Origin of the sequence: Kaistia soli DSM 19436 (assembly GCF_900129325.1) — a bacterium.
Lineage (GTDB): Bacteria > Pseudomonadota > Alphaproteobacteria > Rhizobiales > Kaistiaceae > Kaistia > Kaistia soli.
In genome coordinates, this window is record NZ_FQUP01000003.1 from 581,116 (window position 1) to 607,826 (window position 26,711).

Consider the following 26,711-nt stretch of genomic DNA (forward strand, 5'->3'; position numbering starts at 1 on the left):
GCCTATCGATGGCCAGATCAATTGGGCAATAGCAAGACTTGGCCCGCAAGGACAACAAGCGGCATGAATAGAGACGAACAAGTTCCGTTGATCGAACGGTCCGATGGCCCATCGCGACGCAGCGCCGTCGCGCCCTTCATCGCCATGGACGTCAAATCTGCGGCCAATGCCCTTGAGGCAGCCGGCCAGCGTGTCCTGCACATGGAGATCGGCGAACCAGGTGCATCGACGCCGCGATTGGTCCGTGAGGCCGCGCGCGCGGCGCTCGATGGCGGCCGGCTCGGCTATACCGAGGCGCTCGGCTGGCGGCCCCTGCGCGAGCGGATCGCTCGCCACTATGAAGAGCTGTATGGCGTTACGGTCCCCACCTCGCGCATCGCTGTGACAACCGGCTCATCCGCGGGCTTCAACCTCGCCTTCCTCGCCGCATTCGATCATGGCGATCGTGTCGCGATCGCGGCGCCCGGCTATCCGGCCTATCGCAATATCCTCGCAGCGCTCGGCCTGCATGTTGTCGAACTGCCGACTTCCGCGCGGGACCGCCATGCCGTGACGCCGGAAATGCTGGAGCGGGCCCATGCCAGCGGGCCGCTCGCCGGCGTGCTGATAGCGAGCCCCGCCAACCCGACCGGCACGATGATGACGCCCGCGGCGCTCGCCGCGCTGATCGCCACCGCCGACCGGCTCGGCATCCGCTTCATCTCGGACGAGATCTATCATCGCCTCGTCTATGAAGGCACGGAAACAACCGCGCTCGCCTTCTCGGACGAGGCGATCGTCATCAATTCGTTCTCGAAATATTACTGCATGACCGGTTGGCGCATCGGCTGGATGGTCTTGCCGGAAACGCTGGTCAGGCCAGTCGAGCGCATCGGCCAGAGCCTCTACATCTCGGCGCCCGATCTCTCGCAGCGGGCAGCACTTGCGGCCTTCGAGGCGACGGAGGAATTGGAGGAAATCAAGGCCGGCTACGCCGCCAATCGCCGCCTGCTGCTCGAGCGTCTTCCCGAGATCGGCTTCGACGATTTCTTTCCCGTCGACGGCGCGTTCTACGTCTATGCCTCGACACGGCGCTTCACTAACGATTCCGCCGCCTTTGCCAAGGCCATGCTGGCCGAAGCCGGCGTCGCGGCAACGCCCGGGCTCGACTTCGACCGCGCACGCGGCGACGGCTATATCCGCTTTTCTTTCGCCGGCGCCGAAGCTGAAATCGCGGAAGCCGTCGATCGAATCGCAGGCTGGCTGAAGCGCTGAAGGATGCCGTTCAGGCTTTGGCCGCCATTCCGACAGCTGGGAGCGCCGGGCGGCGGCGCGGCGGGACCGGCTCGTGGTCCGAGCTTGCGAATACCTCGCGATCAAGCCGCTGCAGGGCACCGGCGAGGATGCCGACATCGACGAGATCGTCTTCGGGTGAGAGCACCTCGATCTCGGTCATGTCGGCGATCTCGGTCACCAAACCCTCCTGGATGCCTGTCCTGAAGCCTTGCTGCATAAGATCGAAGGCAGCGATGCCGCGCCCGGTGAGCACGACGCGCCCCGGATTGATGAGCCCCATCAGACGGGACAGTCCGTAGCCGAGCGCAAGGCCCGCCTGGTGATAGGCCGTGCGAGCGCGGTCGTCGCCCGCCCGCGCGCGCGCCTCGAGCTTCGCCATGGTTTCAGCGTCGGGATCAATGTCGGCCGGCGGCTCGTCGGGCGGCAGCCGCTCGATGGAGCGATAAATGGCGTAGTCGGCGACATAGGCTTCGACACAGCCGCGCCGTCCGCAACGACAGAGAGGCCCGCCCGGTACGTGATTGGTATGCCCGAACTCGGCGCCGGAGCCGAACGCGCCCGAGAACAGGCGGCCATTGACGTAAAGGCCCATACCGATGCCATAGGCAATGAAGATGATCGCGAACGTGCCGCCGTAATGCACCGGGTCGCGCGAGTTCAGCGCCTGCGCCATCATGTCGACGTCATTGGTCATCGACACGGGAACGCCGAGCGACTCGCTGAGCGGACCCGGCACAGCGCCTACATCGACGGAGACGGTAGGGCTCCAGACGAGACGGCCGGTGGTCCGGTCGACGACACCCGGGATCGCGATGGGGATTTCGGGGACCTGGCCGAGCGGAACGTCACGCTGGCGAAGATAGTTCCGGATCGCGGCAGCGAGCCTCGGCACAAATTGCGGCGCATCGGCACCCATTGTCGGGATCGGCAGACGGGTTCGGTCGACGAGATGGCCCGAATAATCCGACAGGATCAGCGTGACCGAATTCAACGAAATCTTGACGCCAAGCACATAGCCGGCCTCGGGATTGAGTGACAGTGCGACGCGCGGACGACCCCGCCCAAGCGGTTTCTCGGCCTTGTCGTCGATCGCGGCCGTCACGATGAGATTTTCGGCGAGGAGATCGCCGGTGATGGCCGAAATCGTCGCCGGGCTCAGACCAGTCGCCCGGCCGAGTTCGACCCGCGCCATCATGCCGACCCGCCGCAGCGCCTCGAGCACTAAGCCGCGGTTCTGACGGCGAACCAGTTCGGTGTCGGCTTTGCTTTGCAAGACTTCACTCTGACAGACTCGTAATCCAACGCGGGCGAGAATGGGCGATCGGGCTTAGCTTTCCAAGGACTTTCGAGCCGAGCCTCCAGCGTGCGGCCAGCCTTGCCTGGGAGCGACCGGCGTCGTATGTCGTCATGGCCCCGCCCCGATGCGAAGGATGCACGCCATATGACCGCCGTCAGAACAGCCGCTGCGGCGGCCGAAGTTGCCAACGCCTTCTCGGCCCTTCGTGGTCACAAGGACCGCGTGGAAGCGCAGTCGATGCGCCAGATGTTCGCGGCCGATCCGCAGCGCTTCCAGAAGCTTTCGCTGACGGTCGACGGATTGCTGCTCGATTATTCGAAGAACCGGCTCGATACGGCCGCCGTGGTAGCGCTTCTCGATCTCGCGCGCGCTGCCGGGGTCGAGGCGCGCCGGGCGCAGATGTTCGCTGGCGAGAAGATCAACGTCACCGAAAACCGCGCCGTGCTGCATATCGCCCTGCGCGCACAGCCGGGCGAATCCTATGTGGTCGACGGCAAGAACGTCGTCGAAGAGGTCCATTCGGTGCTGGACGCCATGGCAGCCTTTGCCAACGGCGTCCGCAGCGGCGCGATCGCCGGCAAGGGTGGCAAGATCACCGACGTCGTCAATATCGGCATCGGCGGCTCGGATCTGGGTCCAGCCATGGTGACGCTGGCGCTGAGCCCCTATCACGACGGCCCGCGCTCGCATTTTGTTTCCAATGTCGACGGCGCCCATATCCATGACACGCTCGCCGGCCTCGATCCGGCGACGACGCTGTTCCTCGTCGCCTCCAAGACCTTCACCACTATCGAGACCATGACCAATGCCGGCACGGCGCGGAAATGGATCGTCGATGCGCTCGGCGAAGAGGCCGTCGGCGATCATTTCGCCGCGATGTCGACGGCGCTCGACAAGGTCAACGCCTTCGGCATCGCCAGCGACCGCACCTTCGGGTTCTGGGACTGGGTCGGCGGCCGCTATTCGGTCTGGTCGGCGATCGGCCTGCCAGTGATGCTCGCCATCGGACCGGACAATTTCGGCGACTTCCTTGCCGGCGCCCATGCGATGGACCATCACTTCCTCGACGCGCCGCTTGACCGCAACCTGCCGGTGCTGCTGGCGCTGGTCGGCATCTGGAACCGCAACGTGCTCGGCTTTCCGGCCAAGGCGGTGCTGGCCTATGACCAGCGCATGCTCCGCTTTGCCGCCTATCTCCAGCAGCTCGACATGGAATCGAACGGCAAGCGCGTGACGCTCGACGGCAGCTCGGTCTCGCATTCGACCGGACCGCTCGTCTGGGGCGAGCCCGGGGCCAACGGCCAGCACGCCTTCTACCAGCTGCTGCATCAGGGCACCGATCCGATCCCGGGCGACTTCCTCGTCGCAGCACGGGCGCATGAGCCCGACGACATCCATCATCGACTGCTGCTCGCCAACTGCCTGGCACAGACCGAAGCGCTGATGAAGGGCCGCACGACGGACGAAGCGCGCGCCGAGCTACTCGCCGAAGGCAAGGTGCCGACCGAGGCCGACCGTCTCGCTCCGCACAAGACTTTCCCGGGCAACCGGCCGACCAACACCATCCTCTACACGCTGCTAGATCCCTTCACGCTCGGCCGCCTGATCGCACTCTATGAGCATCAGGTGTTCGTGCAGGGCACGATCTGGGGCATCGATTCGTTCGACCAGTGGGGCGTGGAACTGGGCAAGCAGCTCGCCAAGGAACTGCTGCCGATGATCGAAGGCACGGAAAGCGCGGACAAGCGCGACGCTTCGACCGCCGGCCTCGTCGCCGCGATCGCCGCCCTGCGGTAACGGCCGCAGAGCCAGGGGTCTGCGAGGAAAGTCTGGATTGTCGGTTCAAGGCCGGCAATCCAGCTCTTCCCGGTCGCGCGATGCGGCGAAGCCTGACGGCGCCGTCCGCTTAGCCTTCCTTGACCGAGCGATGGACGATGATGTGATGGCCGTCGATCGAAAGGCGGCCCTCCTTGATCAGGGCTCGGATCTGCTTGTTCACGGCTTCACGGCTCGCGCCGAGCATCTGCGCCAGCGTCCCCTGCGTGAGGTCGAGCTCGACAACCGCCTGGTCACGGTCGATGCGACCATGGATCAGTGCGAGCTGGCGCAGAAGCACCAGCAGGCGGTGACGAAGATCATGAAAGACGGCCCGGTTGACCTGGTCGTTGGTCTGGCGCAACCGCTCGCAGAGGCTGAGAATGATCTGTCGCTGCAGCCGCGGCGATGAATCGAGCAGCGACATGAAGGGCTGACGCGGGACGAAGATCATCTGCGTCGGCGTCAAGGTTGCCGCACCGGCGCTGCGCGGCAGGCCATCGATCAGCGCGATCTCGCCGATCATCTCGCCTTCCTCGAAAAGCTGGATGGTGAGTTCGCGGCCGTCTTCGGCCGTCAGAAAGATGCGGACGATCCCGGTAGCAACGGCATAGAGCCCATCGGATTCATCGCCCTGCGCGAAAAGAACGGCCTCGGCGGGATGCGTCGTGACGCGGGCAATCTGCGCGAGGCGGACGAGATCATCACGTTCGAGGCCATTGAAGAAGCTCGTTCGCCCGAGCCTCGTGACGATGTCCGCAATCTGCACTGCCGCCTCTCCCCGAAAACCTTCAATCCCCGAAGCTGATTACCATTTCACGACTCCCCGGACGAGAGGTCAACCATGGGCCCCGCCGCAATCATGCGCTCGACGATGAGGTGGCCGAGCCGGCGCGGCGGGTTGGTGGAGATGAGGCCGAGCTTGCCGGAGACGGCGAGCGTCGAGATGCCATGCAGCGCTCCCCACATCGCGACAACAGCCTCGCGCCGCGACGGCTCGGGCCAGGCTTTCATCACCGGTGCGAGCGCGGCAACAGCGCCGTCCACAAGCCCGGCAAGGCCATCGCGGTACCAATCGGGCAGTGACGTGCCTTCCGGCAGCCGGTGCTCGAACAGGACGGACCAGAGCTGGGGTTCGCTCTCGACGAAGTCGAAATAGGCATCGACCAGCGCAGACGGCCGCGCCGCGTCATCGTCCGTCGCGGCCGCCATCGCGAGCGCGGCCCGCAGCCGTTCCAACGTCTCGCCGTTCATTGTGACGATGAGCGCGTCCAGATTGTCGAACAGGTTGTAGAGCGTGCCTGGCGCATAACCGATGCGCTCGGCGACACGGCGCACCGTTAGACCGCGCAGACCCTCTGCAGCACCGATTGCGCGCGCAGCGTCCAGCGCCATGCGGCGCAGATCGTCCGGCGAGTGATCGTTGCGACGTGCCAGGATCCCCTCCCACCGATTAGGCTCGGCGCAACGCCGAACCGCAGGGCATCAATAGCACATATTGAACGTCGTTCAAAATACTGCTAGATAATTGAACACCGTTCAGAACAATCGTGCTTGCCACGTCGATCAAAGAGACAGACGCTCACACCATGAACGCCACCCCGCATAGCCACGACGCCACGCCCTCGCTCATCGGCACGCGAGGCTTTCTCCCGCTCTTCATCGTGCAATGGTTCGGCGCCTTCGCCGACAATGCCCTCAAGAGCGCCTTCGGCTTCATGGTGGCCTATGGTGGCGCTGACCTCTTCGGCCTCTCGCCCCAAGTCGCGGTGACGCTGGGCGGCGCGGTGTTCATGCTGCCCTTCTTCCTGTTTTCGGGCCTTTCGGGACGTCTCTCCGACAGCATCGACAAGCAGATCGTCGTGCGCTGGACGCGCCTCGCCGAAGTCATCCTCGCCATTATCTCGTCGATCGCGATCATGATCCATTCGGCGCCGCTCGCCCTCACCGGCATGTTTCTCTATGCGGTGCAGTCGACGATCTTCGGGCCGGCGAAATACGCGATCCTGCCGCAGATGGTGGAGCGGAACAGGCTGGTCGCCGCCAATGCGCTGTTCGAAGGCTCAACCTTCGTCGCGATCCTGCTCGGCACGCTGTTTGGCGGCCTGACGATCGGCCTCGGCGGCACATGGATTGCGGTCGCCGGGCTCGTCGGCGCGGCACTCATCGGCGCCGTAGCGGCGTTCTTCGTGCCTTCGGCGCCGCCCTCTCCAGACGCGGCACCATTCCGCTTCTCGATCATCGAGGCCAATCGCGGCGCCTTCGTCGCCATCCGCCGGCGGAAGTCGGTCTTCCTTGCGGTGCTTGGCATCTCCTGGTTCTGGATGATCGGCCTCATCGTGATGTCGCTCTTCCCGGAATTCGCGAAGTCGACGCTGAAGGTCGACGAGATCGTCGCCAACCTGCTCGTCGCCGCCTTCGTCGTCGGCATCGCGCTCGGCTCAGCCGCGACCAGCAAGCTGCTAGCCGGACAGATATCGGCCCGCCACACGCCGATCGGCGGCCTCATCATGGCCTTCTTCCTGATCGACCTCTCCTTCTCGGCCGTTCATCTCGGCGGGATGCCGGGCGCGGACATGCTGGATGTGTTCGCCTTTGCTTCGTCGGCGGCGGGGCTTCGCGTGCTGCTCGATCTCGTCGGCATCGCGTTTGGCGGCGGTCTCTTCACGGTACCGCTCTATGCGATGCTGCAATCGCGCGCCGCCGACAATGAGCGCTCGGCAGCGATCGCCGGCAACAACATCATGAATGCCGCGCTGATGGTCGCCGGCACCATCGCTGCGGCTGGTCTCCTCGCCGTCGGCGTGACGACGCTGCAGCTCCTGTTCTGGCTCGGCATCGCCAATATCGGCGCCGCCTTCGTCTGCCTGAAGCTGATGCCCGACGAGATCGTGAAGGCATTCGGGCATCGGCTGCTGCAACTGCTTTTCGGCGCGCGCGTCGAGGGCGCCGACAACTATGGTGACGGCGAGGATGCCGCCGTCGTGGTGGTCAACCACACCTCGTTTCTCGATGCGGTGCTGATCGGCTGCCTGCTGCCGGGCAAGCCCGTCTTTGCCATCAATTCCTTCATTGCCGACCGCTGGTGGGTCAAGCCGGCCTTCCGCTTCTTCGAACTCGTGCCCGTTGATCCGACCAGCCCGTTCTCGGTGCGCCGCATGGTGAAGCTGGTGAAGGAGGGACGCCGGCTGGTGATTTTCCCGGAGGGGCGGATCACGGTCACCGGCGCGCTGATGAAGGTCTATGGTGGGCCGGCGATGATCGCGGCGCTGGCGGACGTGCCGATCATCCCCGTGCGCATCGTCGGCGCCCAGTATTCGATCTTCTCGCGGCTGAAAGGCAAGGTTCGACGTCGTCTTCTGCCGCGCATGCACCTGACGGTCCTGCCACCGCGGCGCATGGCCCTCACCGAGGGAGTGGTCGGCCGTCGCCGCCGCGCCGAAGCCGGTGCGCATCTGCAGGACATCATGACGGAGATGGTCTTCTCGACCAGCGAGCCGGCCCGCACGCTGTTCGAAAGCCTCGTCCATGCCCGTCATCTCAATGGCAGCCGGCCGGTGCTCGAAGACGTCACGCGTGCGCCGGTCGGTTATCGTGAGATCATCCGCGGCGCCTTTGCGCTCGGACGCCCCATCGCGGCGATGACGGCGCCGGCCGAGCGGGTGGGCTTGCTGTTGCCCAACACCATCGCGGCGGTCGTGACGTTCTTTGCGCTTCAGGCGACCGGCCGCGTCCCGGCGATGTTGAACTTCTCGGCCGGACCAGCAGCGATCGACGCGGCGCGACGCTCGGCCGAGATCAAGGTCGTGCTGACCTCGCGCCAATTTGTCGAGAAGGGCCGACTGCAACCGCTCGTCAGTGCGCTCGCCCCGCATTGCCGCATCGTCTATCTCGAGGACCTTCGCGGAGAGGTCGGCATTGTCGCAAAGCTCCTGGCGCTCCTTGGCGGCATCGCACCGTTAGCCATGAGCCGTCTCGCATTCCGCCGGGCCGCAACGGCACAAGATGAAGCCGTCGTGCTGTTCACCTCGGGCTCGGAAGGCCTGCCGAAGGGCGTTTCGCTCAGCCATGCCGCCATCGAATCGAACCGGATGCAGATTTCGAGCGTCATCGACTTCTCGCGCGAGGATATTGTGCTCAACGCATTGCCGATCTTCCACGCCTTCGGGCTGACGGCGGGGTGCCTCCTGCCGCTCTATTCCGGCGTGCGGCAGATGCTCTATCCCTCGCCTCTGCATTACCGGATCGTGCCGGAGATCGCTTATGACGTGAACGCGACCATCCTGTTCGGGACCGATACGTTTCTTGCCGGCTATGCCCGCATGGCCCACCCTTATGACTTCTACAGCCTGCGCTATGTTTTTGCCGGCGCCGAGGCGGTGAAGCCGGAAACACGGCGGGTCTATGCCGAGAAATTCGGGCTGCGCATTCTGGAGGGCTACGGCGCGACGGAGACCGCACCCGTCATCGCCATCAACACGCCGATGGCGAACAAGCCGGGCTCGGTCGGCAAGGCGCTGCCGGGCATCGAGACCCGGCTCGAACCGATCGCCGGCATGACTGAGGGCGGCCGCCTGCTGGTGCGCGGTCCCAATGTCATGCGCGGCTATTTGCGCGCCGATGCGCCGGGCCAGCTCGAACCTGTGGCCGACGGCTGGTATGACACGGGCGACATCGTCACGATGGACGAACGCGGCTTCATCACCATTGCTGGACGCGTCAAGCGCTTCGCCAAAGTTGGCGGTGAGATGGTCTCGCTGGCCGCCATCGAGGTGCTCGCCAACGAGTTCTGGCCGGAGCATGCGAGCGGCGCTGCCGCGATCCCGAATGAGCGGAAGGGCGAGGAAATCGTCCTGATAACCGAGCGGCCGGCGCCCGACCTTGGCGAACTGCAGCGCTTCGGCCGCGCGCGGGGGTTATCGGAGATCCAGCTTCCCAAGGCCGTGCTGACGGTGGCGGAACTGCCATTGCTCGGCTCGGGCAAGCTTGACCTTGCCGCACTCAAGACCATTGCGCTGACGGCGCGGACTGGCAGCGGCTCGGCGACTGCTGCGGCCGAGGTTGCCGCCATCAATCCTTAACCCGGCCGGCCGATAGTCCATGAACTGGGTCGCCGCCGATCCGCTCGACAGCCAGGCGCATGGCGGCTAGGTTCAGACCATTCCTGTGGGGGTTGCCATGCGTATTGCCATTGCTTTGATCGTTACCGTTTTCGCGCTCGCCGGTTGCCAGACGGCCCAGCAGGCCGGTTCGCCGGGTTCCTGCAACCAAGCCGGTTCGACGATGGATGCGCCGGTCATGTGCCCCGGCATGTGAGGCGTCTCTGGCCAAGCTGAGGCTGGATCGTATCTTTTCGCGAGGCGCTCGGCGCCTCGCGATGTTCCTGATCGACCGCCGCCGCTAATAGGTTGCGGCGGTCCTGGGCGTGGGGCTTACGCCGCCCTTGTCGGTCCATTCCGGCGGGGCGCCGACGGCGCCGCTGATCAGTCCAGCGACACCCGGCGCGCGGCCATAGATGTCGCAGCCGGAGTCGGTTGGTTTTCCATCGGCGAGGTATCTGATCTTGCGCATCGACGGCGGTGCCAAGCCGCCCTTGAACGGTGTCTTTCCGGTGACGACCATCTTGCTGAAATCATCGCCGAACGCGCTGGCCAGTTCATAGGCGTCGCCCGAGGTCGAGACCCTGGCCGAACCGGACAGGAAGTTGGCGCCGCGTCCCCACACCATGGCGGCAACCGGGTCGCCGGACGGGTTCGTGGCCTGCGCCTCCATCGACAAGCTACCCATGCCAATCGGCAGCCTTGGAACCGGCACCGGAATGCCGGGCAGCAGGACCGACTTTGCAACAGACGCCACTTTCGATACGCCCACTGCCTTCTCGTCCGTCGGGATCATATGCGTGACAACGGCATGAACCGTCAGGTCCGCTTCGGCCGAAGTCACCACGCGATAGTGATCGCTTAGTCCGAAACAGAGCGATCGATCGACCGAATTGGTTATCAGCTTCCGTTGCGCCTCCGAGATCGGCACCTTCTTCGCTTCGTCGGAAAAGACCGTTGGCACCAGCCGAACCGTCTTTGCGGACAGCACGGTCGGTGCATCGACGTAGAGCCGGGACTTGGTGAGCACGCCGTCCGATTCGGCGAGATTGTCATAAGAGGACAGCGATCCAGCGTGATCGAGGGGGGCGTTGGCACAGCCGGCGATCCAAAGCGGCATGGCGATCAGCAAAGCCGTGCCGCCCAATCGTCTCCGGCCTGTCATGTATGGGATCTCCAAGGAGCAGCGAGTGGCTTCCGCAACGCACCATGACATAAACGCGCCGAGATGCGGACTATGTCGCGTCCGCGGCGGTCAGGTTTTTCCTGCGCGGCTTGGCCGGCTTGTTCATCTGCGCACGCGTCGATACGTCAATGGCGGCAAGCGCCCAGTCGCGCAGCTCGTCGGGTTCGTCGAGCAGCCGTTCGGGGATCGTCCAGTAGCTTATGCTCATGACCTTGCCATCCCGACGGGCATAGGTGAACGGCCCGCACCCCTCGGCCTCGAAACCTGCTTGGTTGCCGGCGTCGACCTTCAGGTGGATGGTGCCGTTGATAACGATCGCGAACATCAATCCGTCGCGAAATACCCCACTGCCGCCGAACATGCGGCGGAAAGTGACGCGGCCAACCGGTTCGAACAATTCGGCGAGAAATTCGTGATCGGTAGCCATTGGTACCCTCAAGCGGCGAGTGACAGCCCCATTTGCCAGAAATCCGCTTCCAACCTGACCGCCTCGTCAAATGTCGCGAGCAGGCGTGGATAACGCGCCTCGGTCAGAAACAGCGCTGCAAGGCGATCGATCTGCGCGAGGCTATCGGCGGCCAGCGCCTGATAACCCTCGCCCGCATATTCACGGATCCACGGCGCATAGGCATTGCTGCCGTCATTGAGACCGCTGCCACTTGCCGCCAGCGCACTGCCGATTTCGGCGTAGCCGACGACGCAGGGCGACAGCGCCACGACGAGATCAAGCATGTCTCCGCGAAGGCCGGCTTCCTGTACGAAGCGGGTATAGGCGACGGTCGCGCGCGCCTGCCGCGTGGAAGCCACGGCATCGGGCGAAAGTCCCCATTCGGCGCAAAGGCGCAGATGCAGGCTGGTCTCGCCGAGGATCGCGGCGATGCCGTCCGAAGCCTTCCTCATCTCGGCAAGATCAGGCGCCTTGTAAACGCCGATCGCATAGGCGCGGGCGAACTCGATCAGGAAGAGATAGTCCTGGACCAGATAGTGCTGGAAACTCGCGCGCGGCAACGAGCCGTCGCCGAGACCGCGCACGAAAACATGGTCGACATAGCTCGACCATGCAGGCGCGGCATCGCGCTTCAGCCGCTCGAAAAGCACTGACGACATTCGTGAAGGCTTAGCTGGCGGCGGAGGCGCCGGGCATCTCGGCCGGCTTCAGCATCACCGATTCGCCGCAGCCGCAGGCCGAAACCTCGTTCGGATTGCGAAACACGAAGCCGGAGCGAAGCTTGGTCGTCTCGAAGTCCATGACCGTGCCGAGCAGGAACAGCACCGCCGACGGATCGACGAAGACGCTGACGCCCTTCTCCTCGATGCGCTCGTCCTTGGCCTCGGGCGCCGCGACCTTCTGCATGGTGTATTCCATGCCAGCGCAGCCGCCCTTCTTGATGCCGATCCTGAGGCCGGCAACGGGTTCGTCCGCGTCCTCGACGATCTCGCGGATGCGCCCGGCAGCGGCCTCGGTCAGCGACATGACGGCAAAGCGTGAGCGAACGCCCATGGCTCTTCTCCTCGCAGCGCGCAATCCAGGCGCCGCATGCATATGATCAGTTAGCCCTAAGATCGGTGATCCCGGGGCCATCGGCAAGGGCTGCCGCGCGTCTCAGTCCGATTCCGGGTCGTTGGCCCAGATGCCCGGCGTCGCGAGTTCGACGGCGTGGCCATCGGGATCGCTGAAATAGAGGCTGCGGCCGCCCTGCGGCCACTTCATTTCGCCCGTAAGCGCCACGCCATTCGCCGCAAGATGGCTGCGCCAGGCCTCGAACGTGCTAGCCGGAATGCGGAGCGCGAAATGCAGGGGGCCATGGCCGTCATGGGCGGGAATTGTTCCGCCGGGCAGCGCGATATCGGCAAGCGTGCCACCGCGGCGAAAGACGAGCAGCACGCTCGACGGGCCGGCATCGAGCGCAGCGAAACGCAGATCGCCCTCCCCGGCCATCAGTTTGAGCCCGAGGACATCGCGATAGAAGGCAACCGCACGCGCGACGTCGTCGACATAGAGGGCGGTTTCGAGCACGCCGGTGATCGGCGGCGCGGATGCAACCTCCACCATTCTCAGTACCAGTCGAGCGCGACCCGCGCCTCGTCCGACATGCGATCCTGCGACCAGGGCGGATCGAAGGTCATGGTCACGTCGACCCGTCCGACCCCCGGAATTGCGCCGACCGCATTTTCCACCCAGCCGGGCATTTCGCCTGCAACCGGACAGCCGGGCGCGGTCAGCGTCATGTCGATGGCGATGTTGCGATCGTCGTCGACATCGATCTTGTAGATGAGACCTAGCTCATAGATATCGGCCGGGATTTCGGGGTCATAGACCGTCTTGAGAGCAGCGATGATATCGGCCGTGAGCTGTTCGAGCTCAGCGGCTGGGATCGAGCTCGGCGCGGCAAGTGGCAGCGCGCTGTCTTCTGCTGCGTCTGCTGCTTGGTCGACGATCCCGGTCATGGCGACGTCCTCGGACATGTCAAATCCTCAACTGAAGAAGCGCTGCGCCTTGAGCAGCGCTTCGGCGAGGCGATCCACCTCAGCCATGGTGTTGTAGAGGCCGAACGAGGCCCGGCAAGTCGAGGTGACGCCGAAGCGACGCAGCAAAGGCTGGGCGCAATGCGTGCCGGCCCGCACCGCTACGCCCTCGCGATCGATGATGGTCGAGATGTCGTGAGCATGCGCCCCGGCCATTTCGAACGAGATGATCGCGCCCTTGTCCGGCGTCGTGCCGAAGATCCTGAGGCTGTTGATCGCCGACAGGCGCTCCTGCGCATAGACGGCCAGGCTATGCTCATGCGCAGCGATGTTGACGCGCCCGAGCCGCTCCATATAGTCGAGCGACGCGCCGAGCCCGATCGCCTGAACGATCGGCGGCGTCCCGGCCTCGAAACGGTGCGGTGGCTCGGCATAGGTGACGGCCGTGCCCGTGACGTCACGGATCATCTCGCCGCCGCCCATATAAGGCGGCATCGCCTCAAGCAGCGCTTTCTTGGCATAGAGAACGCCGATGCCCGTCGGACCATAGACCTTGTGCCCGGTGAAGGCATAGAAATCGGCATCGAGGTCGCGCACATCGACCGGCAGGTGTACCGCGGCCTGGCTGCCGTCGATCAGCACCTTGACGCCATGCGCGTGGGCAATGCGGATGACCTCCTTCACTGGCACGATCGTGCCGGTGACATTGGACATATGCGTGATCGCCACGATCTTGGTCCGCGGCGTGATCAGCTTCTCGAAGACGTCGAGCCGGAACGCGCCGTCCTCGTCGACCGGCGCCCACTTGATCACCGCGCCCTTGCGTTCGCGATGGAAATGCCAGGGCACGATGTTCGAATGGTGCTCGAGGATCGAGAGAATGATCTCGTCGCCCTCGCCGATCGCCATGCGGCCGAAGGAGTCCGCGACGAGGTTGATCGCCTCGGTCGAGGACCGGGTGAAGATGATCTCGTCGGTCGAGCCGGCATTCAGGAAGCGGCGCACGGTTTCACGTGCGTTTTCATAAGCTTCCGTGGCAGCGTTCGAGAGATAGTGCAGGCCGCGATGGACGTTGGCATAGTCCTCGGTATAGGCCCTCATCACCGCATCGAGCATGGCCTGCGGCTTCTGGGCCGAGGCGCCGTTGTCGAGATAGACGAGCGGCTTGCCATAGACCTGCTTCGACAGGATCGGGAAGTCCCGCCTGACCGCCTCGACGTCATAGGGCGCCGCCTCGGCTTCGATAATGGTCATGCCAGCGTCTTCCGTCCGGCCAGCCAATCGCGGGCGATCTGTTCGAACGCCTCGCCGATCGCCTCGTCACCAAGGCCCTCGATCGCCTCGGCGAGGAACGCGGTGACCAGTAACGTCTCTGCCTCGGCCCGCGGCAGGCCGCGCGAAAGCAGATAGAACAGCATGTCCTCGTCGATCTCGCCCGAGGTCGCGCCATGCGCGCACTGGACGTCGTCGGCGAAGATCTCCAGCTCCGGCTTGACCGAGAAGGACGCATCCTCCGAGAGGAGCAGCCCTTGCGTCATCATCTTGCCGTCGACCTTCTGGGCGCCGGGACGCACGACGATGCGGCCCTGGAAGATGCCCTCGGCCTTGCCGTCCATCACCGCCTTGAACAGTTCGCGGCTGGCGCCGTTCGGCACCGCATGGTCGACGCCGAGCATGATGTCGGCATGCTGCTTGCCGCCGATCATGGTGGCGCCGAAGAGTCCGGCGCGTGCGAATTCGCCGCCATAGGTGACGAAGCTCTGCGAGCGCGAAATTGCGGCGCCGGTCATCAGTGTCAGATGATCGAACTGGCTCTCGCCGCCGATGGAGACAGCCGTCGTGCCGAGATGCACCGCCGCGTCCCCCTCAGCCTGCAGCTTGGCCCAAGTCACCTTGGCGCGATCACCGATGACTGCCTCGGTGACGATATTGGCAACGGAGGCAGCGGCATTCGGGCCCGTGAAAGTCTCCACGACACGCAGAGACGCTCCAGCGCCAACGGTCACGACATTGCGTGCAAACACCGAATAGGCGCCGCTCGTGACATGCGCGATCTCGACGGCGCGGGTGACGTCGAGCCCGGCCGGAACGCGAACCGCGACCCCGCCAGCCATCATCGCCGTGTTGAGGGTCACCATCGCATCGTCGAGCCGGCCGGCCAGCGCCCCGACGCGCTCGTCGCCCTGGTCCAACAGCGTGTCGAGACCCGTCACCTCGACACCGGCGAGGCCCGAGAGATCGGAGAGGTCGGGCCGATAGATGCCGTCGAGGATCACCAGCCGCGCCCTGTCGAGCCCCGGCAGGAGGTCCGCGATCGCGATGGAAGCAGGCTCGGCTGGCGGCGCCGGCGGCACGCTGCGCAGCAGCGCGCGCAGGTCCGTATAGCGCCAGGCCTCGGTGCGCCGATGCGGCAGTCCCTTTTTCTGGAACGCATCGAAGGCAACGACGCGCGCGGCGGCGACGCCGGCATCGCCCGGCAGATCGCCGCGCGCGGCCGAGAAGGCGTCGGCCAACGTGACCTCCGCCGGCGTGTGCAGGATGCGGGGTTCAGCGTTCATGACGGCACTCACGCCGCAGCCGCGCCGACATAGTCGGCATAGCCATTGGCCTCGAGTTCAAGCGCCAGTTCCGGACCGCCCGAGCGGACGATGCGACCGGCTGCCATGACATGCACGACATCGGGCACGATATGGTCGAGCAGGCGCTGGTAGTGGGTGATGACCAGCATCGAACGATCCGGTGCACGCAGCGCGTTGACGCCATCGGAAACCGTCTTGAGCGCATCGATATCGAGGCCCGAATCCGTCTCGTCGAGGATGGCGAGCTTCGGCTCGAGCAGCGCCATCTGCAGGATCTCGTTGCGCTTCTTCTCGCCACCGGAGAAGCCGACATTGAGCGGCCGGCGCAGCATTTCCTGAGTCACGTTAAGCTTTTCGGCGGCGACCTTCACCCGGCGCATGAAGTCCGGCGTCGTCAATTCCGCCTCGCCGCGCGCCTTGCGCTGCGCGTTCATCGCCGCCTTCAGGAAGGTCATGGTGGCGACGCCCGGGATTTCGAGCGGATACTGGAAGGCGAGGAAGATGCCCTTGGCCGCGCGCTCCTCGGCGGGCGTCTCGACGATCTCCTCGCCGCCGAACAGGATCGAGCCGTCGGTGATGTCGTAGCCGTCGCGGCCGGCCAGCACATAGGACAGCGTGGACTTGCCGGAGCCGTTCGGCCCCATGATGGCGTGGACCTCGCCGGTGGGCACCTCAAGGTTGACACCGCGGAGGATTTCGCGATCGCCGACCGAGGCGTGAAGGTTTTTGATGGAGAGCATCTTGATTTGTCCGTTCATTCCGGCGGCCACACTTCGCACCGCCGTCATGGCCAGGATAGTCCCGGCCATCAACGTCTGATCATCCACCGCCGAAGTCGTGATGCCCGGGCAAGCCGGACATGACGGTGGAAAAGCGAATGACTACCCGACCGACCCTTCGAGGCTGATCGAGATCAGCTTCTGCGCCTCGACGGCGAACTCCATCGGCAATTGCTGGATCACGTCCTTGACGAAGCCGTTGACGATCAGCGCCACGGCTTCCTCGGAGGTGAGCCCGCGCTGCAGGCAATAGAAGAGCTGGTCGTCGGCGATCTTCGAAGTCGTCGCCTCGTGCTCGAACACCGCGCTCGCATTCTTCGATTCGATGTAGGGCACGGTATGTGCGCCGCACTGGTCGCCGATCAAGAGGCTGTCGCAATTGGTGAAATTGCGCGCGCCGCTGGCTTTTCGGTGCGCCGAGACGAGACCGCGATAGGTGTTGTCAGAGCGGCCCGCGGCGATGCCCTTCGAAATGATCCGGCTTCTCGTATTCTTGCCGAGATGGATCATCTTCGTGCCGCTGTCGACCTGCTGATAGCCGTTCGAAACCGCGATCGAATAGAACTCGCCCTGGCTTTCGTCGCCGCGCAGGATGCAGGACGGATATTTCCAGGTGATCGCCGAGCCGGTCTCGACCTGCGTCCACGAGATCTTCGAGCGGTCGCCGCGGCAATCGCCGCGCTTCGTGACGAAGTTGTAGATGCCGCCCTTGCCGTCCTTGTCCCCGGGATACCAGTTCTGGACGGTCGAGTATTTGATCTCGGCATCATCGAGCGCGACGAGCTCGACGACGGCGGCATGAAGCTGGTTCTCGTCACGCATCGGCGCGGTGCAGCCCTCGAGATAGGACACATAGGCGCCCTTCTCGGCAATGATCAGCGTGCGCTCGAACTGGCCCGTATTCCGCTCGTTGATGCGGAAATAGGTCGACAGTTCCATCGGGCAGCGGACGCCCTCGGGCACATAGACGAACGATCCGTCCGAGAAGACCGCCGAGTTCAGTGTCGCGTAGAAATTGTCCGTCGTCGGAACCACCGTGCCCAGATATTTGCGCACGAGGTCCGGATATTCGCGGATCGCCTCGGAGATCGCGCAGAAGATGACGCCGGCCTTCTTCAGTTCTTCCTTGAAGGTCGTGACCACGGAGACGCTGTCGAACACGGCATCGACGGCGACGCGGCGGTCGCTCGCGCCCTCGACGCCGGCCAGGATCTCGCGCTCGCGGAGCGGAATGCCGAGTTTCTCATAGGTGGCGAGCAGCTCGGGGTCGACCTCGTCGAGCGACTTCGGACCCTTGGTGCTCTTCGGCGCCGAATAGTAATAGAGATCGTCGAAATCGATCTTCGGATAATGGACGCGCGCCCAAGTCGGCTCCGTCATGGTCAGCCAGCGCCGATAGGCCTCAAGCCGCCATTCGAGCATCCATTCCGGCTCGTTCTTCTTCGCCGAGATATAGCGGACGATGTCCTCGGACAGGCCCTTGGGCGCCCGGTCGGACTCGATGTCCGTGACGAAACCATATTTATACTGATCGACGTCGATCCTGCGAACCTGATCGACTGTCTCCTGAACTGCGGGCATTTCCAACTCCGTCGCCGCGGTTTCAAGGACCGCGGGTTGAGCAGTGCTTTCAGGCGGCGCGCGTCATGCCCGGCCTCAGCCGCGACATGACCCGTCCCCAGACTTCACCAAACCTAGATATGTCGTCTTCCGTCGTTTCCCAGCCGAAGCTGAGCCTTACTACCGACCCTGCGCGCGTATCAGCAAGGCGCATCGCCTTCATGACATGCGAGACCTGAACCTTGCCGGACGAACAGGCGGAGCCTGCCGATATGGCGATGCCTTCGAGATCGAAGGCAATCACCAGCGTCTCCGCGCGGAGACCATCCACGGCAAGCGCCGCCGTCTGCGGCAGCCTTTCGGCACCGCCGCCGACGAGAATGGCTTCCGGCAGCGCCGCGAGGCGATCACGCCAGGCGTGCCATTCATCGGCGCGCCCGAGATCATCGGCGGATGCAGCAGCGGCGGCACCGAAGCCAGCGATCGCAGCCACATTCTCCGTGCCGGCACGGGCATATTTTTCCTGCCCGCCACCGGTCACAAGCGGCAGCGGCGCGGCGAGATCGCCGCCGAGAATGATGGCGCCAATGCCCTGCGGGCCGCCGATCTTGTGCGCCGAAAGGGTCAGGAAGTCGACGCCCAAGGCTGCGATGTCGATCGGGATGCGTCCTGCCGCCTGGATCGCATCGGCATGAACCAGAGCGCCGAAACGCCCCGCGAGGCGCGCAACCTCTGCAACGGGCTGGATCGTGCCGGTCTCGTTGTTGGCGAGCATGACCGAAATGAGCGCGCGCTGGTCCCTTGGCAGTGCGGTCAGAGCCTCTTCGAGACGATCCAGACGAATGACGCCCTCGTCGTCAACTTCGACGCGATCGATCTGATCGGCAGCGAAGCGTCCGCCGGCCAAGACCGAAGGATGTTCCGTGGCGCCCATAACGAGACGATCGAGCCGGATTTCTCCCGCGCCGACACGCTGGCGTGGCGACAGGACCGTGACATTCGCCTCGGTGCCCCCGCTCGTGAAGATGACGCGATCCGCAGAGCCGCCGACCAGTGCTGCCACCTGCCGCCGGGCGGTCTCGACGCGGCCGCGTGCCGCCCTGCCCTCAGAATGAACGGATGATGGATTTCCGACGGACTGCAACGCCTCGATCATGGCCACGCGGGCCTGCGGGCGCAGCGGGGCACCTGCATTGTAATCGAGATAGATTCGCGCCCGCGTCAAAGCCGCCTCCAGGCACCCAGCCTGAGGCCGGGTCCAGACCCGCCGCCAATGGCAGGGTCCATGTCGCATTATGCTTGAAATCCGCACCCTGCATCATGCTACAAGGCCGGCTTCCCGGCCGGGCTGCGTCCGACCGTTCCATTCGAACTGTTCTAAGGTGTTCTAGAAACCCTGAGGATCAGAGTCAAGTTCCGGAGCCGCTCCCATAGCAGGGTTTTGGCCGCAGGAACACGCCAGAGGTACGCGCCGTCCATGCCCGAAATCATCTTCACCGGCCCTGCCGGCCGTATCGAAGGACGCTATCAGCCGTCCAAGACGAAGAACGGCCCGATCGCCATCATCCTGCATCCGCATCCGCAATTCGGCGGCACGATGAACAATGCGATCACCTATCAGCTGTTTTACATGTTCGCGAAGCGCGGCTTCGCGGTTCTGCGCTTCAATTTCCGCGGCGTCGGCCGCAGCCAGGGCGAATTCGACCATGGCGAAGGTGAGCTTTCGGATGCCGCTTCGGCGCTCGACTGGGCGCAGACGGTCCATCCTGACGCACGCGCCTGCTGGGTCGCCGGTTTCTCGTTCGGCTCGTGGATCGGCATGCAGCTCCTGATGCGGCGGCCGGAGATCGAGGGCTTCATCTCGATTGCTCCCCAGGCCAATCTCTACGACTTCTCGTTCCTCGCGCCCTGCCCGTCCTCCGGCCTGATCGTCCATGGCGACCAGGACAAGGTCGCGCCGCCCAAGGACGTCCAGACGCTCGTCGACAAGCTGAAGACCCAGAAGGGTATTATCGTCGAGCAGACGATCATGCCGGGTGCCAACCACTTCTTCGAAGGCCAGGTCGAGCCGCTGATCGACATTTGCGGCGCCTATGTCGACAAGCGCCTGAAGGCGATCACCGAAGCCGCATAACCCGCGCAGGTTGCGCAAGATCAAGGCGATCTCTCCTCTGTCCGTCATTCTTGATGGCGGAGGCATGGAGATGGACGTTTTGCGCTTCGGTTTCTGGTCGGCGATCGCCGCTTTCGTCTTCAGCATCGGCTACGGCATCCCGCAGATCCTGCAGGTTGCCGGAGTCCTTCGCTTTCCCGTTGACGAGATCCTGATCTTCGCGCCGTCGCTGGCGCTGGCGCCGAGCTTCGTTCTCGCGATGGCGGGCCTGCATGCGACGCAGCCGGCGCCGCTGCGGGTCTGGAGCCTTGCCGGCCTCTCGCTGGCTGTGATGTATGCGACGCTGGTCAGCATCGTCTACGTGATCCAGCTTTCGGCCGTCATTCCGGCAAAGCTTGCCGGTGGCAATGCGATTTCGACGCTTTTTGGCTGCTGCGCGCTCGGCAACCCGCTGACAGGCGTCGACCTACTCGGCTACACCCTGATGAGCCTCGCCACCTTGGTCGCGGCGCCCAGCTTACCGGCAGGCTCTGCTCTCCGTCGCTGCTTCATCGCCAACGGCCTGCTCGCTCCATTCCTGATCCTGCAGACGGTCTGGCCGGGGCTGATCTGGATTGGCGCCCTGTGGCTCATCAGCTTTCCGCTGGCGATGGCGCTGCTGGCGCGCGACTTCAAGCGGACCGCAGCCACTAGTGCGGCTGTTCCTCGTCGAGGGGCATTGTGGTGACGGCTGCGGCGAGCGCCGCCGCACGCGCCGCCGTCTTGCGGATCCGGCGCTCCTTCAGATAGGCGACGATTTCGCGCCGGTTCTGGAACAACGGCAATTTGCGGCGCGGCGCGCGACGCTCCAGGGCGAGCCCAACCTCGGCGATCTCGTCGTGATCGTCCAGCCGGCGGACGATGAGATCCACGGGCCCGGCCGCGACGCGGTCGCCCTCTTCGATATCCCCCGCAAGCGAGCGGCGCATGAAGCCCGCGACGGTTTCGCTTGCCTCCTCCGCGGTCAGCTCGAAGCCATAGGCCTCGGCGAGGTCGCCGAGCTTGACGTCGGGCTCTATGGCGAAATCCCCGAACAGCGCCGAAGCGTCAGCGCTATCGGCAGGCCTCGCAAACAACTGGTCGAGCAGGCGGACATGCTCGGTGGCCGCAATAATATAGACCTGATCCCCCGCTACGAGCGGGCCCGCCGCCTCGAAGCGCAGCGAGCGGCCATCGCGCAGGATCAGCGCCGGACGGGCCCAGCGCGGAATCCGCCGCCCCCGACCAACGGCGCTTTCGGGCATCACGCGATAGGTGACGATCTCATGATCGCCGCGGCCGGGGAGCTCGATATCGACGCGCTCGACCGGGCCATAGCGCGCCGGCACCACGAGGCCGAGCCAGCGGGCGACCGGCGCGATCGTCCAGCCCTGCAGCACCAGCGAGCAGAGGACGACGATGAAGGCGACGTTGAACATCATCTGCCCGTGTGAGACGCCGCCAACCATCGGCAGGATCGCCAGCAGGATAGAAACCGCGCCGCGCAGCCCGACCCAGGCGACGAAGGCGGTTTCATTACGCGAGAAGCCGAACGGCACCAGGCAAAGCCAGACGGCGACCGGCCGCGCGATGAAGATCAGCACCGCGGCGATCCCGAGCGCCGGCAGCAGCACGCTCCCGAACTCGCTCGGCGTCGCCAGGAGGCCGAGTGTCAGGAACATCGCGATCTGCGCCAGCCAGCTCATGCCCTGCAGCACGCGCCGGAGCGCCAGGATCTGGCGCATGCGGACATTGCCGCAGATCAGGCCAGCAACATAGACGGCCAGGAATCCGCTGGCCCCGCCAATGCCTGTGGCGGCGAACAGTACAAGCACGAGCGCCATCACCAGGATCGGATAAAGCGCCGACTCCAGTTCCACCCTGTTGACGATGCGCACGATGACGAAACCGCCGATGAGACCGGTGATCGAGCCGACGCCGATCTGCAGGAAGAAGGATCGCAGCAGGCTGAGAAAGGCTTCGCCCTCGCCGGCAGCGGCTGTGGCGATCCCGACCAGCGCCACCGTGAGGAAGATCGCCATCGGATCGTTGGAACCGGATTCGACTTCAAGTGAGGACCGCACACGCTCGCGCAGCGAGATGCCGCCGACGCGGAGCAGGAAGAACACCGCCGCCGCATCGGTCGATGCCACGATCGTGCCGAGCAGCATGGCCGAGATCCAGTCCCAGCCGAAGACGAAGCGCGCCGCGAGGCCAACGATCCCTGCCGTGACCAGCACGCCGATCGTCGCGAGCGTCAGCGCCGGCAGCGCGGCCGCGCGAAAGGCCGAGGACTTGGTCTCGAAGCCGCTTTCGAACAGGATGATGGCGAGCGCGATCGAGCCGATGAAATAAGCGACGCGGCCATCGCTGAAATGAATGCCGAGTCCATCCTCGCCGGCCAGAAGACCGAGCAGGAGAAACACGAGCAGCAGCGGTGCGCCGAACCTCGTCGAGAAGATCGAGGTAAACACCGCCACGCCGACAAGCAGCGAACCGATCAGGATGGCGACATACATGCTCTCGATCATGGGGCGTAGAAGCTCGCTTCTCCTTCGGCGTGGACCAGATGAGCCCGCGCGCTGTCGAACGATTCGCAAGATAGCGGCGGGGCGCGGCGCCAGCGTGGCGGCCGTGGAACAAGATGGCAGCCGTTGGCCCAAGACAATAAGGCAGCGCCCGGAGAGGCCCCTGTCAAGGGAGCGACAGCACGCCGCCGGACATCGGCTCGGGACAGCCGGTGGTTTCGGGAAAGCTGATCGGCAGGCCGGCGCGGTTTCTTGCCGCAAGATAGGCGAAGGCCTGCGCCTCGATGAAGTCGACCGACCAGCCATGCGCGTCGGCGGTGGTGACATCCGCCCGGCTCATCGCGGCCAGCTGGCGAAGAATCGCGGGATTATGCGCGCCGCCACCGCAGACGACGATCCGGTCGGCGCCGCCGGCAAGCGCGATGCCGCGCGCGATCGATTCGGCTGTGAAGGCGGCGAGCGTCGCAGCCGCATCGGCCGTCGACAGCCGCGCCACCGGCGCGCGCGAGAACGCGTCGCGATCGAGCGATTTCGGCGGCTTCAAGTCGAACCAGGGATCGGCGATCAGCTCGGCCAGCGTCTGCGCCTGCACCTGCCCCGAGAGCGACATGAGTCCGTCGCGATCCATGGCGGCGCCCGTACGCTCACGCATCAGATCGTCGATCAGTGCATTGCCTGGGCCTGTGTCGAAAGCAATCAGCGATCCATCGGCGGCGACTCGGGTGACATTCGCGACACCGCCGATATTCACCACGGCGACATCGCCCGAAAGCCCTGCAGCCCGGACGAGCGCGCGATGAAAGATCGGCACCAGGGGCGCGCCCTGCCCGCCCGCGGCAACATCTGCGGCCCTGAAATCATGAACGACTGGGATGCCGAGCCTTTTTGCCAGCGCCGCGCCATCGCCGATCTGCACCGTCAGCCGCCGCGCTGGCGCATGGAAGACGGTCTGGCCGTGGAAGCCGACCAGCGAAACCCTGACGGCGTCAACATCTTCGCGCGCCAGCAAGTGCTCGACCGTTTCGGCATGCGCGTCGGTGACGATGCGCTCCGCCTCTGCAAGGACGCCGGGCCGCGCCGTCCGGTCGGTCAGCGTGGTGGCCGCGGCGAGCGCTGCGCGCAGCACGGCCCGCTCATCTTCGGAATACGGACGAAAGGCCGTCGGGCCGAACGCTTCGACATCCTCGCCATCGGTGGCGATCAAGGCCGCGTCGATGCCATCCATCGACGTGCCGCTCATCAAGCCCACCGCAACAATCCTGCGCATGATTCGGATCCCGTCTCCTGCCCGCGGGCCTTGTTTCGCCAGCTGCAGCGCCTCCGTCAATGAAGGAGGTGACAAACGCCTGCGGCTCGGCTATAGCCTCGCCCATGAGCCTCTCTGCCCGCACCTTCTTCTTTGGCTGGTACTTTAGCTATCCGTTGCCGGCGGCGGAGGCAGGAGCGCGCTCGAAGTAGAAGATCGAAGCATCCCCCACCAAGCCGCCAAACCGAGTTGGCGGCTTTTTTGTTGGCCGCTGCCGGGAAACTCCAAGGAGCCCGAACCGTGCCCGACACCACAGACGATCTGCGCATCAGCGCATTGAAGGAACTCTCGCCACCCGCAGCCGTGATGGCCGAGTTCCCCCGCACCGATGCTGCGAGCCTGACGGTCGCGACGAGCCGCCGCGCGCTGCATGACATTCTGCATGGCCGCGACGATCGCCTCGCCGTCGTGATCGGCCCCTGCTCGATCCACGATCCAGAGGCAGCCATCGACTACGCCCACCGCCTCGTCGAAGAGCGCAAGCGTCTTGGCTCCGAGCTTGAGATTGTCATGCGCGTCTATTTCGAGAAGCCGCGCACAACGGTCGGGTGGAAGGGCCTTATCAACGATCCCGACCTCGATGGAAGCTTCCATATCGACAAGGGCCTGCGCCGCGCGCGCAGCCTGCTGCTCGAGATCAACAAGCTCGGTCTGCCGGCCGGCTCCGAATTCCTCGACATGACGACGCCGCAATATTTCGCCGATCTCGTCGGCTGGGGCGCCATCGGCGCGCGGACGACCGAGAGCCAGGTGCATCGCGAGCTGGCTTCCGGCCTCTCCTGCCCGGTCGGCTTCAAGAACGGCACTGACGGCAATGTGAAGATCGCGGTCGACGCGGTTCTCTCCGCCTCGCAGCCGCATCATTTCCTGGCGGTGACCAAGGAGGGACGCTCGGCGATCGCCGCCACGACCGGCAATGACGACTGCCACATCATCCTGCGTGGCGGCAAGGCGCCGAACTATGACGCGGCAAGCGTCGATGCGGCTGCCGCTGAACTCGCCAAGGCCGGGCTGCCACCCTTCCTGATGATCGATGCCAGCCACGCCAACAGCCTGAAGAAGCCCGAAAACCAGCCGCGCGTCTGCGATGAGATCGGCGCACAGATTGCCGCCGGCGATGACCGCATCATGGGCGTGATGATCGAAAGCAATCTCGTTGCCGGCCGGCAGGATCTCGTGCCGGGACGTCCGCTGGTCTATGGCCAGAGCATCACCGATGGCTGCATCGACTGGCAGACCTCGGTCGGCGTGCTCGAACGGCTTGCCGAAGCGGTCGCGCACCGGCGCGAACGCAGCCGGCCGGAAGCACGGCTCGCCGCCGCAGTCTGACCGGGTCGCAGGAAACCCGGGTTACAGCAAACCTGGCCGTCGCTGATGATCTTTTCGGCGGCGGCTGCTAAAGCCTGCCGCGCCACCCACTCTGTCGAGATGATGCCATGACCGCGTTCAAGTCCGATTTCCTGCAGGTGCTCAGCGAGCGCGGGCTCATCCATCAGATTTCAGACCCTGAGGGACTCGACGCACAGTGCATCAAGGGGCCGATCACGGCCTATGTCGGTTATGACGCGACGGCGACCAGCCTCCATATCGGCAATCTGATTTCCGCGACTATGCTGCACTGGTTGCAGGAGACCGGACATCGGCCGATCGCCTTGATGGGCGGCGGCACGTCGATGGTCGGCGACCCCTCGTTCCGCGACGACCAGCGCAAGCTGCTGACCATCGAGGAAATCGACCGCAACATTGCCGGCATCAAGCAGATCTTCTCGCGCATCCTGCGCTTCGGCGAAGGGCCGGGCGACGCGATCATGGTCAACAATGCCGACTGGCTGCTGAAGCTCAACTATGTGGAGTTCCTGCGCGATGTCGGCCGGCACTTCTCGGTCAATCGCATGCTTTCCTTCGATTCGGTGAAGCTGCGGCTCGATCGCGAGCAGTCGCTCTCCTTCCTCGAATTCAACTACATGATCATGCAGGGCTACGACTTCGTCGAGCTCAACCGCCGCTATGACTGCGTGCTGCAGATGGGCGGCTCCGACCAGTGGGGCAACATCATCAATGGCGTCGACCTGGCCCACCGGATGGACCGACCGCAGCTCTATGCGCTGACGACGCCGCTGCTCACCACCTCATCGGGCGCCAAGATGGGCAAGACGGCGAAGGGCGCCGTCTGGCTCAATGGCGACCTCTTCAGCCCCTATGATTTCTGGCAGTATTTCCGCAACACCGAGGATGCCGATGTCGGCCGCTTCCTGAAGATCTTCACGCGCCTGCCGCTGTCCGAGATCGCGCGGCTCGAGGCGCTTGGCGGTGCCGAGATCAACGACGCGAAGAAGATCCTGGCCACCGAGGCGACCGCGGTCGTGCATGGCCGCGGAGCCGCCGAAGCCGCCGCTGAGACGGCGCGCCAGACCTTCGAGGAAGGCGCGCTCGCCGAGTCGCTGCCGACCATCGAAGTTCCTGCAGCCGAATTCGAGGCAGGGATTGGCGCGCTCGGTCTTTTCGTCCGCGCCGGCCTCGTCGCCTCGAACGGCGAGGCACGGCGCCAGATCAAGGGCGGCGGCCTCAGGGTGAACGATGCCGCCCTTTCCGACGAGAAGGCGATGATCGGCCCCGGCCTGCTGACGCCTGAAGGCGTCGTCAAGCTTTCGCTCGGCCGCAAGAAGCACGTCCTGATCCGCCCGGCCTGA

The 26,711-nt window shown here is 64.8% G+C and carries 23 protein-coding genes; 7 read left to right on the top strand and 16 right to left on the bottom strand.

The features are described from left to right. Positions 1-63: 63 nt before the first annotated feature. Entirely contained in the window at positions 64-1,254 is a 1,191-nt protein-coding gene (locus BUB39_RS16125) for a pyridoxal phosphate-dependent aminotransferase (protein ID WP_073055235.1), read from the top strand. 10 nt (positions 1,255-1,264) lie between these two features. Here BUB39_RS16125 and BUB39_RS16130 read toward each other — a convergent pair whose 3' ends face one another. After that, positions 1,265-2,548, bottom strand: coding sequence for an ROK family protein (locus BUB39_RS16130; protein ID WP_073055237.1), 1,284 nt, complete (start codon positions 2,546-2,548; stop codon positions 1,265-1,267). 168 nt (positions 2,549-2,716) lie between these two features. Between BUB39_RS16130 and pgi the strand changes: the two genes are divergently transcribed. Further along, entirely contained in the window at positions 2,717-4,369 is a 1,653-nt protein-coding gene (gene pgi / locus BUB39_RS16135) for a glucose-6-phosphate isomerase (RefSeq protein WP_073055240.1), read from the top strand. Between the two features lie 109 nt (positions 4,370-4,478). Here the strand turns inward: pgi and BUB39_RS16140 are convergent, their stop codons facing one another. Then, positions 4,479-5,156, bottom strand: a complete 678-nt coding sequence (locus BUB39_RS16140) for a Crp/Fnr family transcriptional regulator (protein WP_073055242.1) — start codon at positions 5,154-5,156, stop codon at positions 4,479-4,481. A 47-nt stretch (positions 5,157-5,203) separates the two neighbouring features. Then, entirely contained in the window at positions 5,204-5,782 is a 579-nt protein-coding gene (locus tag BUB39_RS16145; protein ID WP_073055245.1) for a TetR/AcrR family transcriptional regulator, read from the bottom strand. Between the two features lie 194 nt (positions 5,783-5,976). Between BUB39_RS16145 and BUB39_RS16150 the strand changes: the two genes are divergently transcribed. Further along, positions 5,977-9,468, top strand: a complete 3,492-nt coding sequence (locus BUB39_RS16150; RefSeq protein ID WP_073055248.1) for an acyl-[ACP]--phospholipid O-acyltransferase — start codon at positions 5,977-5,979, stop codon at positions 9,466-9,468. Between the two features lie 319 nt (positions 9,469-9,787). Here the strand turns inward: BUB39_RS16150 and BUB39_RS16155 are convergent, their stop codons facing one another. From BUB39_RS16155 to BUB39_RS16205, 11 genes are all read right to left on the bottom strand, one after another. After that, positions 9,788-10,651: a DUF3313 domain-containing protein gene (locus BUB39_RS16155; protein ID WP_244540271.1), complete on the bottom strand. Its 864-nt coding sequence runs from the start codon at positions 10,649-10,651 to the stop codon at positions 9,788-9,790. A gap of 70 nt (positions 10,652-10,721) precedes the next feature. Beyond that, the gene (locus BUB39_RS16160) at positions 10,722-11,069 is read right to left on the bottom strand and encodes a TfoX/Sxy family protein (RefSeq protein ID WP_244540272.1); all 348 of its coding nucleotides are present in this window, start codon (positions 11,067-11,069) and stop codon (positions 10,722-10,724) included. A gap of 38 nt (positions 11,070-11,107) precedes the next feature. Next, the gene (locus tag BUB39_RS16165; RefSeq protein ID WP_073055263.1) at positions 11,108-11,779 is read right to left on the bottom strand and encodes a TenA family protein; all 672 of its coding nucleotides are present in this window, start codon (positions 11,777-11,779) and stop codon (positions 11,108-11,110) included. A gap of 10 nt (positions 11,780-11,789) precedes the next feature. Beyond that, the gene (sufA, locus tag BUB39_RS16170) at positions 11,790-12,173 is read right to left on the bottom strand and encodes a Fe-S cluster assembly scaffold SufA (RefSeq protein WP_073055266.1); all 384 of its coding nucleotides are present in this window, start codon (positions 12,171-12,173) and stop codon (positions 11,790-11,792) included. 102 nt (positions 12,174-12,275) lie between these two features. After that, positions 12,276-12,725: a VOC family protein gene (locus BUB39_RS16175; protein ID WP_073055268.1), complete on the bottom strand. Its 450-nt coding sequence runs from the start codon at positions 12,723-12,725 to the stop codon at positions 12,276-12,278. Positions 12,726-12,727: 2 nt separating this feature from the next. Beyond that, positions 12,728-13,138: an SUF system Fe-S cluster assembly protein gene (locus tag BUB39_RS16180; RefSeq protein WP_073055271.1), complete on the bottom strand. Its 411-nt coding sequence runs from the start codon at positions 13,136-13,138 to the stop codon at positions 12,728-12,730. A gap of 9 nt (positions 13,139-13,147) precedes the next feature. After that, positions 13,148-14,392, bottom strand: coding sequence for a cysteine desulfurase (locus tag BUB39_RS16185; RefSeq protein ID WP_073055273.1), 1,245 nt, complete (start codon positions 14,390-14,392; stop codon positions 13,148-13,150). Beyond that, positions 14,389-15,696, bottom strand: coding sequence for a Fe-S cluster assembly protein SufD (gene sufD / locus BUB39_RS16190; RefSeq protein WP_073055275.1), 1,308 nt, complete (start codon positions 15,694-15,696; stop codon positions 14,389-14,391). Before sufD ends, BUB39_RS16185 begins: the two co-directional genes overlap by 4 nt. Before the next feature lie 8 nt (positions 15,697-15,704). Continuing rightward, a complete protein-coding gene (gene sufC, locus BUB39_RS16195) occupies positions 15,705-16,457 on the bottom strand; it encodes a Fe-S cluster assembly ATPase SufC (protein ID WP_073055652.1) in 753 nt (250 codons plus the stop codon). Between the two features lie 141 nt (positions 16,458-16,598). Further along, positions 16,599-18,077 carry a Fe-S cluster assembly protein SufB gene (sufB, locus tag BUB39_RS16200; RefSeq protein ID WP_073055277.1) on the bottom strand — a complete coding sequence of 493 codons (1,479 nt, stop codon included), beginning with the start codon at positions 18,075-18,077 and terminating at the stop codon, positions 16,599-16,601. Positions 18,078-18,126: 49 nt separating this feature from the next. Then, complete coding sequence (locus tag BUB39_RS16205) at positions 18,127-19,281, bottom strand: cysteine desulfurase family protein (protein WP_073055279.1); 1,155 nt, start codon at positions 19,279-19,281, stop codon at positions 18,127-18,129. Positions 19,282-19,533: 252 nt separating this feature from the next. Here BUB39_RS16205 and BUB39_RS16210 point away from each other — a divergent pair, with 252 nt between their 5' ends. Beyond that, on the top strand, positions 19,534-20,190 hold the full coding sequence (locus BUB39_RS16210; protein WP_073055282.1) for an alpha/beta hydrolase: 657 nt from the start codon (positions 19,534-19,536) through the stop codon (positions 20,188-20,190). A 70-nt stretch (positions 20,191-20,260) separates the two neighbouring features. After that, on the top strand, positions 20,261-20,896 hold the full coding sequence (locus BUB39_RS16215) for a hypothetical protein (RefSeq protein WP_139251500.1): 636 nt from the start codon (positions 20,261-20,263) through the stop codon (positions 20,894-20,896). Here BUB39_RS16215 and BUB39_RS16220 read toward each other — a convergent pair. Together BUB39_RS16220 and BUB39_RS16225 are read right to left on the bottom strand one after the other, a co-directional pair. Further along, a complete protein-coding gene (locus BUB39_RS16220; protein ID WP_175561884.1) occupies positions 20,859-22,718 on the bottom strand; it encodes a potassium/proton antiporter in 1,860 nt (619 codons plus the stop codon). The genes BUB39_RS16215 and BUB39_RS16220 overlap by 38 nt on opposite strands. Before the next feature lie 163 nt (positions 22,719-22,881). Then, entirely contained in the window at positions 22,882-23,982 is a 1,101-nt protein-coding gene (locus BUB39_RS16225) for an anhydro-N-acetylmuramic acid kinase (protein ID WP_073055286.1), read from the bottom strand. Positions 23,983-24,261: 279 nt separating this feature from the next. On the opposite strand from BUB39_RS16225, the gene BUB39_RS16230 reads away from it, so the two are divergent. Continuing rightward, complete coding sequence (locus BUB39_RS16230; RefSeq protein ID WP_073055288.1) at positions 24,262-25,350, top strand: 3-deoxy-7-phosphoheptulonate synthase; 1,089 nt, start codon at positions 24,262-24,264, stop codon at positions 25,348-25,350. A 107-nt stretch (positions 25,351-25,457) separates the two neighbouring features. Further along, positions 25,458-26,711 (top strand): tyrosine--tRNA ligase, encoded by a 1,254-nt coding sequence (gene tyrS / locus BUB39_RS16235; protein ID WP_073055290.1) that lies wholly within the window; start codon positions 25,458-25,460, stop codon positions 26,709-26,711.

Excerpts from the sequence above, each read along its gene's own strand:
- BUB39_RS16220 (WP_175561884.1), bottom strand. The coding sequence starts at position 22,718 with ATGATCGAGAGCATGTATGTCGCCATCCTGATCGGTTCGCTGCTTGTC.
- BUB39_RS16145 (WP_073055245.1), bottom strand. The coding sequence starts at position 5,782 with ATGGCGCTGGACGCTGCGCGCGCAATCGGTGCTGCAGAGGGTCTGCGC.
- sufD (WP_073055275.1), bottom strand. The coding sequence starts at position 15,696 with ATGAACGCTGAACCCCGCATCCTGCACACGCCGGCGGAGGTCACGTTG.
- sufB (WP_073055277.1), bottom strand. The coding sequence starts at position 18,077 with ATGCCCGCAGTTCAGGAGACAGTCGATCAGGTTCGCAGGATCGACGTC.
- pgi (WP_073055240.1), top strand. The coding sequence starts at position 2,717 with ATGACCGCCGTCAGAACAGCCGCTGCGGCGGCCGAAGTTGCCAACGCC.
- BUB39_RS16150 (WP_073055248.1), top strand. The coding sequence starts at position 5,977 with ATGAACGCCACCCCGCATAGCCACGACGCCACGCCCTCGCTCATCGGC.
- BUB39_RS16165 (WP_073055263.1), bottom strand. The coding sequence starts at position 11,779 with ATGTCGTCAGTGCTTTTCGAGCGGCTGAAGCGCGATGCCGCGCCTGCA.
- tyrS (WP_073055290.1), top strand. The coding sequence starts at position 25,458 with ATGACCGCGTTCAAGTCCGATTTCCTGCAGGTGCTCAGCGAGCGCGGG.
- sufC (WP_073055652.1), bottom strand. The coding sequence starts at position 16,457 with ATGCTCTCCATCAAAAACCTTCACGCCTCGGTCGGCGATCGCGAAATC.
- BUB39_RS16225 (WP_073055286.1), bottom strand. The coding sequence starts at position 23,982 with ATGCGCAGGATTGTTGCGGTGGGCTTGATGAGCGGCACGTCGATGGAT.
- BUB39_RS16210 (WP_073055282.1), top strand. The coding sequence starts at position 19,534 with ATGCCCGAAATCATCTTCACCGGCCCTGCCGGCCGTATCGAAGGACGC.
- BUB39_RS16175 (WP_073055268.1), bottom strand. The coding sequence starts at position 12,725 with ATGGTGGAGGTTGCATCCGCGCCGCCGATCACCGGCGTGCTCGAAACC.
- BUB39_RS16185 (WP_073055273.1), bottom strand. The coding sequence starts at position 14,392 with ATGACCATTATCGAAGCCGAGGCGGCGCCCTATGACGTCGAGGCGGTC.
- BUB39_RS16215 (WP_139251500.1), top strand. The coding sequence starts at position 20,261 with ATGGACGTTTTGCGCTTCGGTTTCTGGTCGGCGATCGCCGCTTTCGTC.
- BUB39_RS16180 (WP_073055271.1), bottom strand. The coding sequence starts at position 13,138 with ATGTCCGAGGACGTCGCCATGACCGGGATCGTCGACCAAGCAGCAGAC.
- BUB39_RS16125 (WP_073055235.1), top strand. The coding sequence starts at position 64 with ATGAATAGAGACGAACAAGTTCCGTTGATCGAACGGTCCGATGGCCCA.
- BUB39_RS16155 (WP_244540271.1), bottom strand. The coding sequence starts at position 10,651 with ATGACAGGCCGGAGACGATTGGGCGGCACGGCTTTGCTGATCGCCATG.
- sufA (WP_073055266.1), bottom strand. The coding sequence starts at position 12,173 with ATGGGCGTTCGCTCACGCTTTGCCGTCATGTCGCTGACCGAGGCCGCT.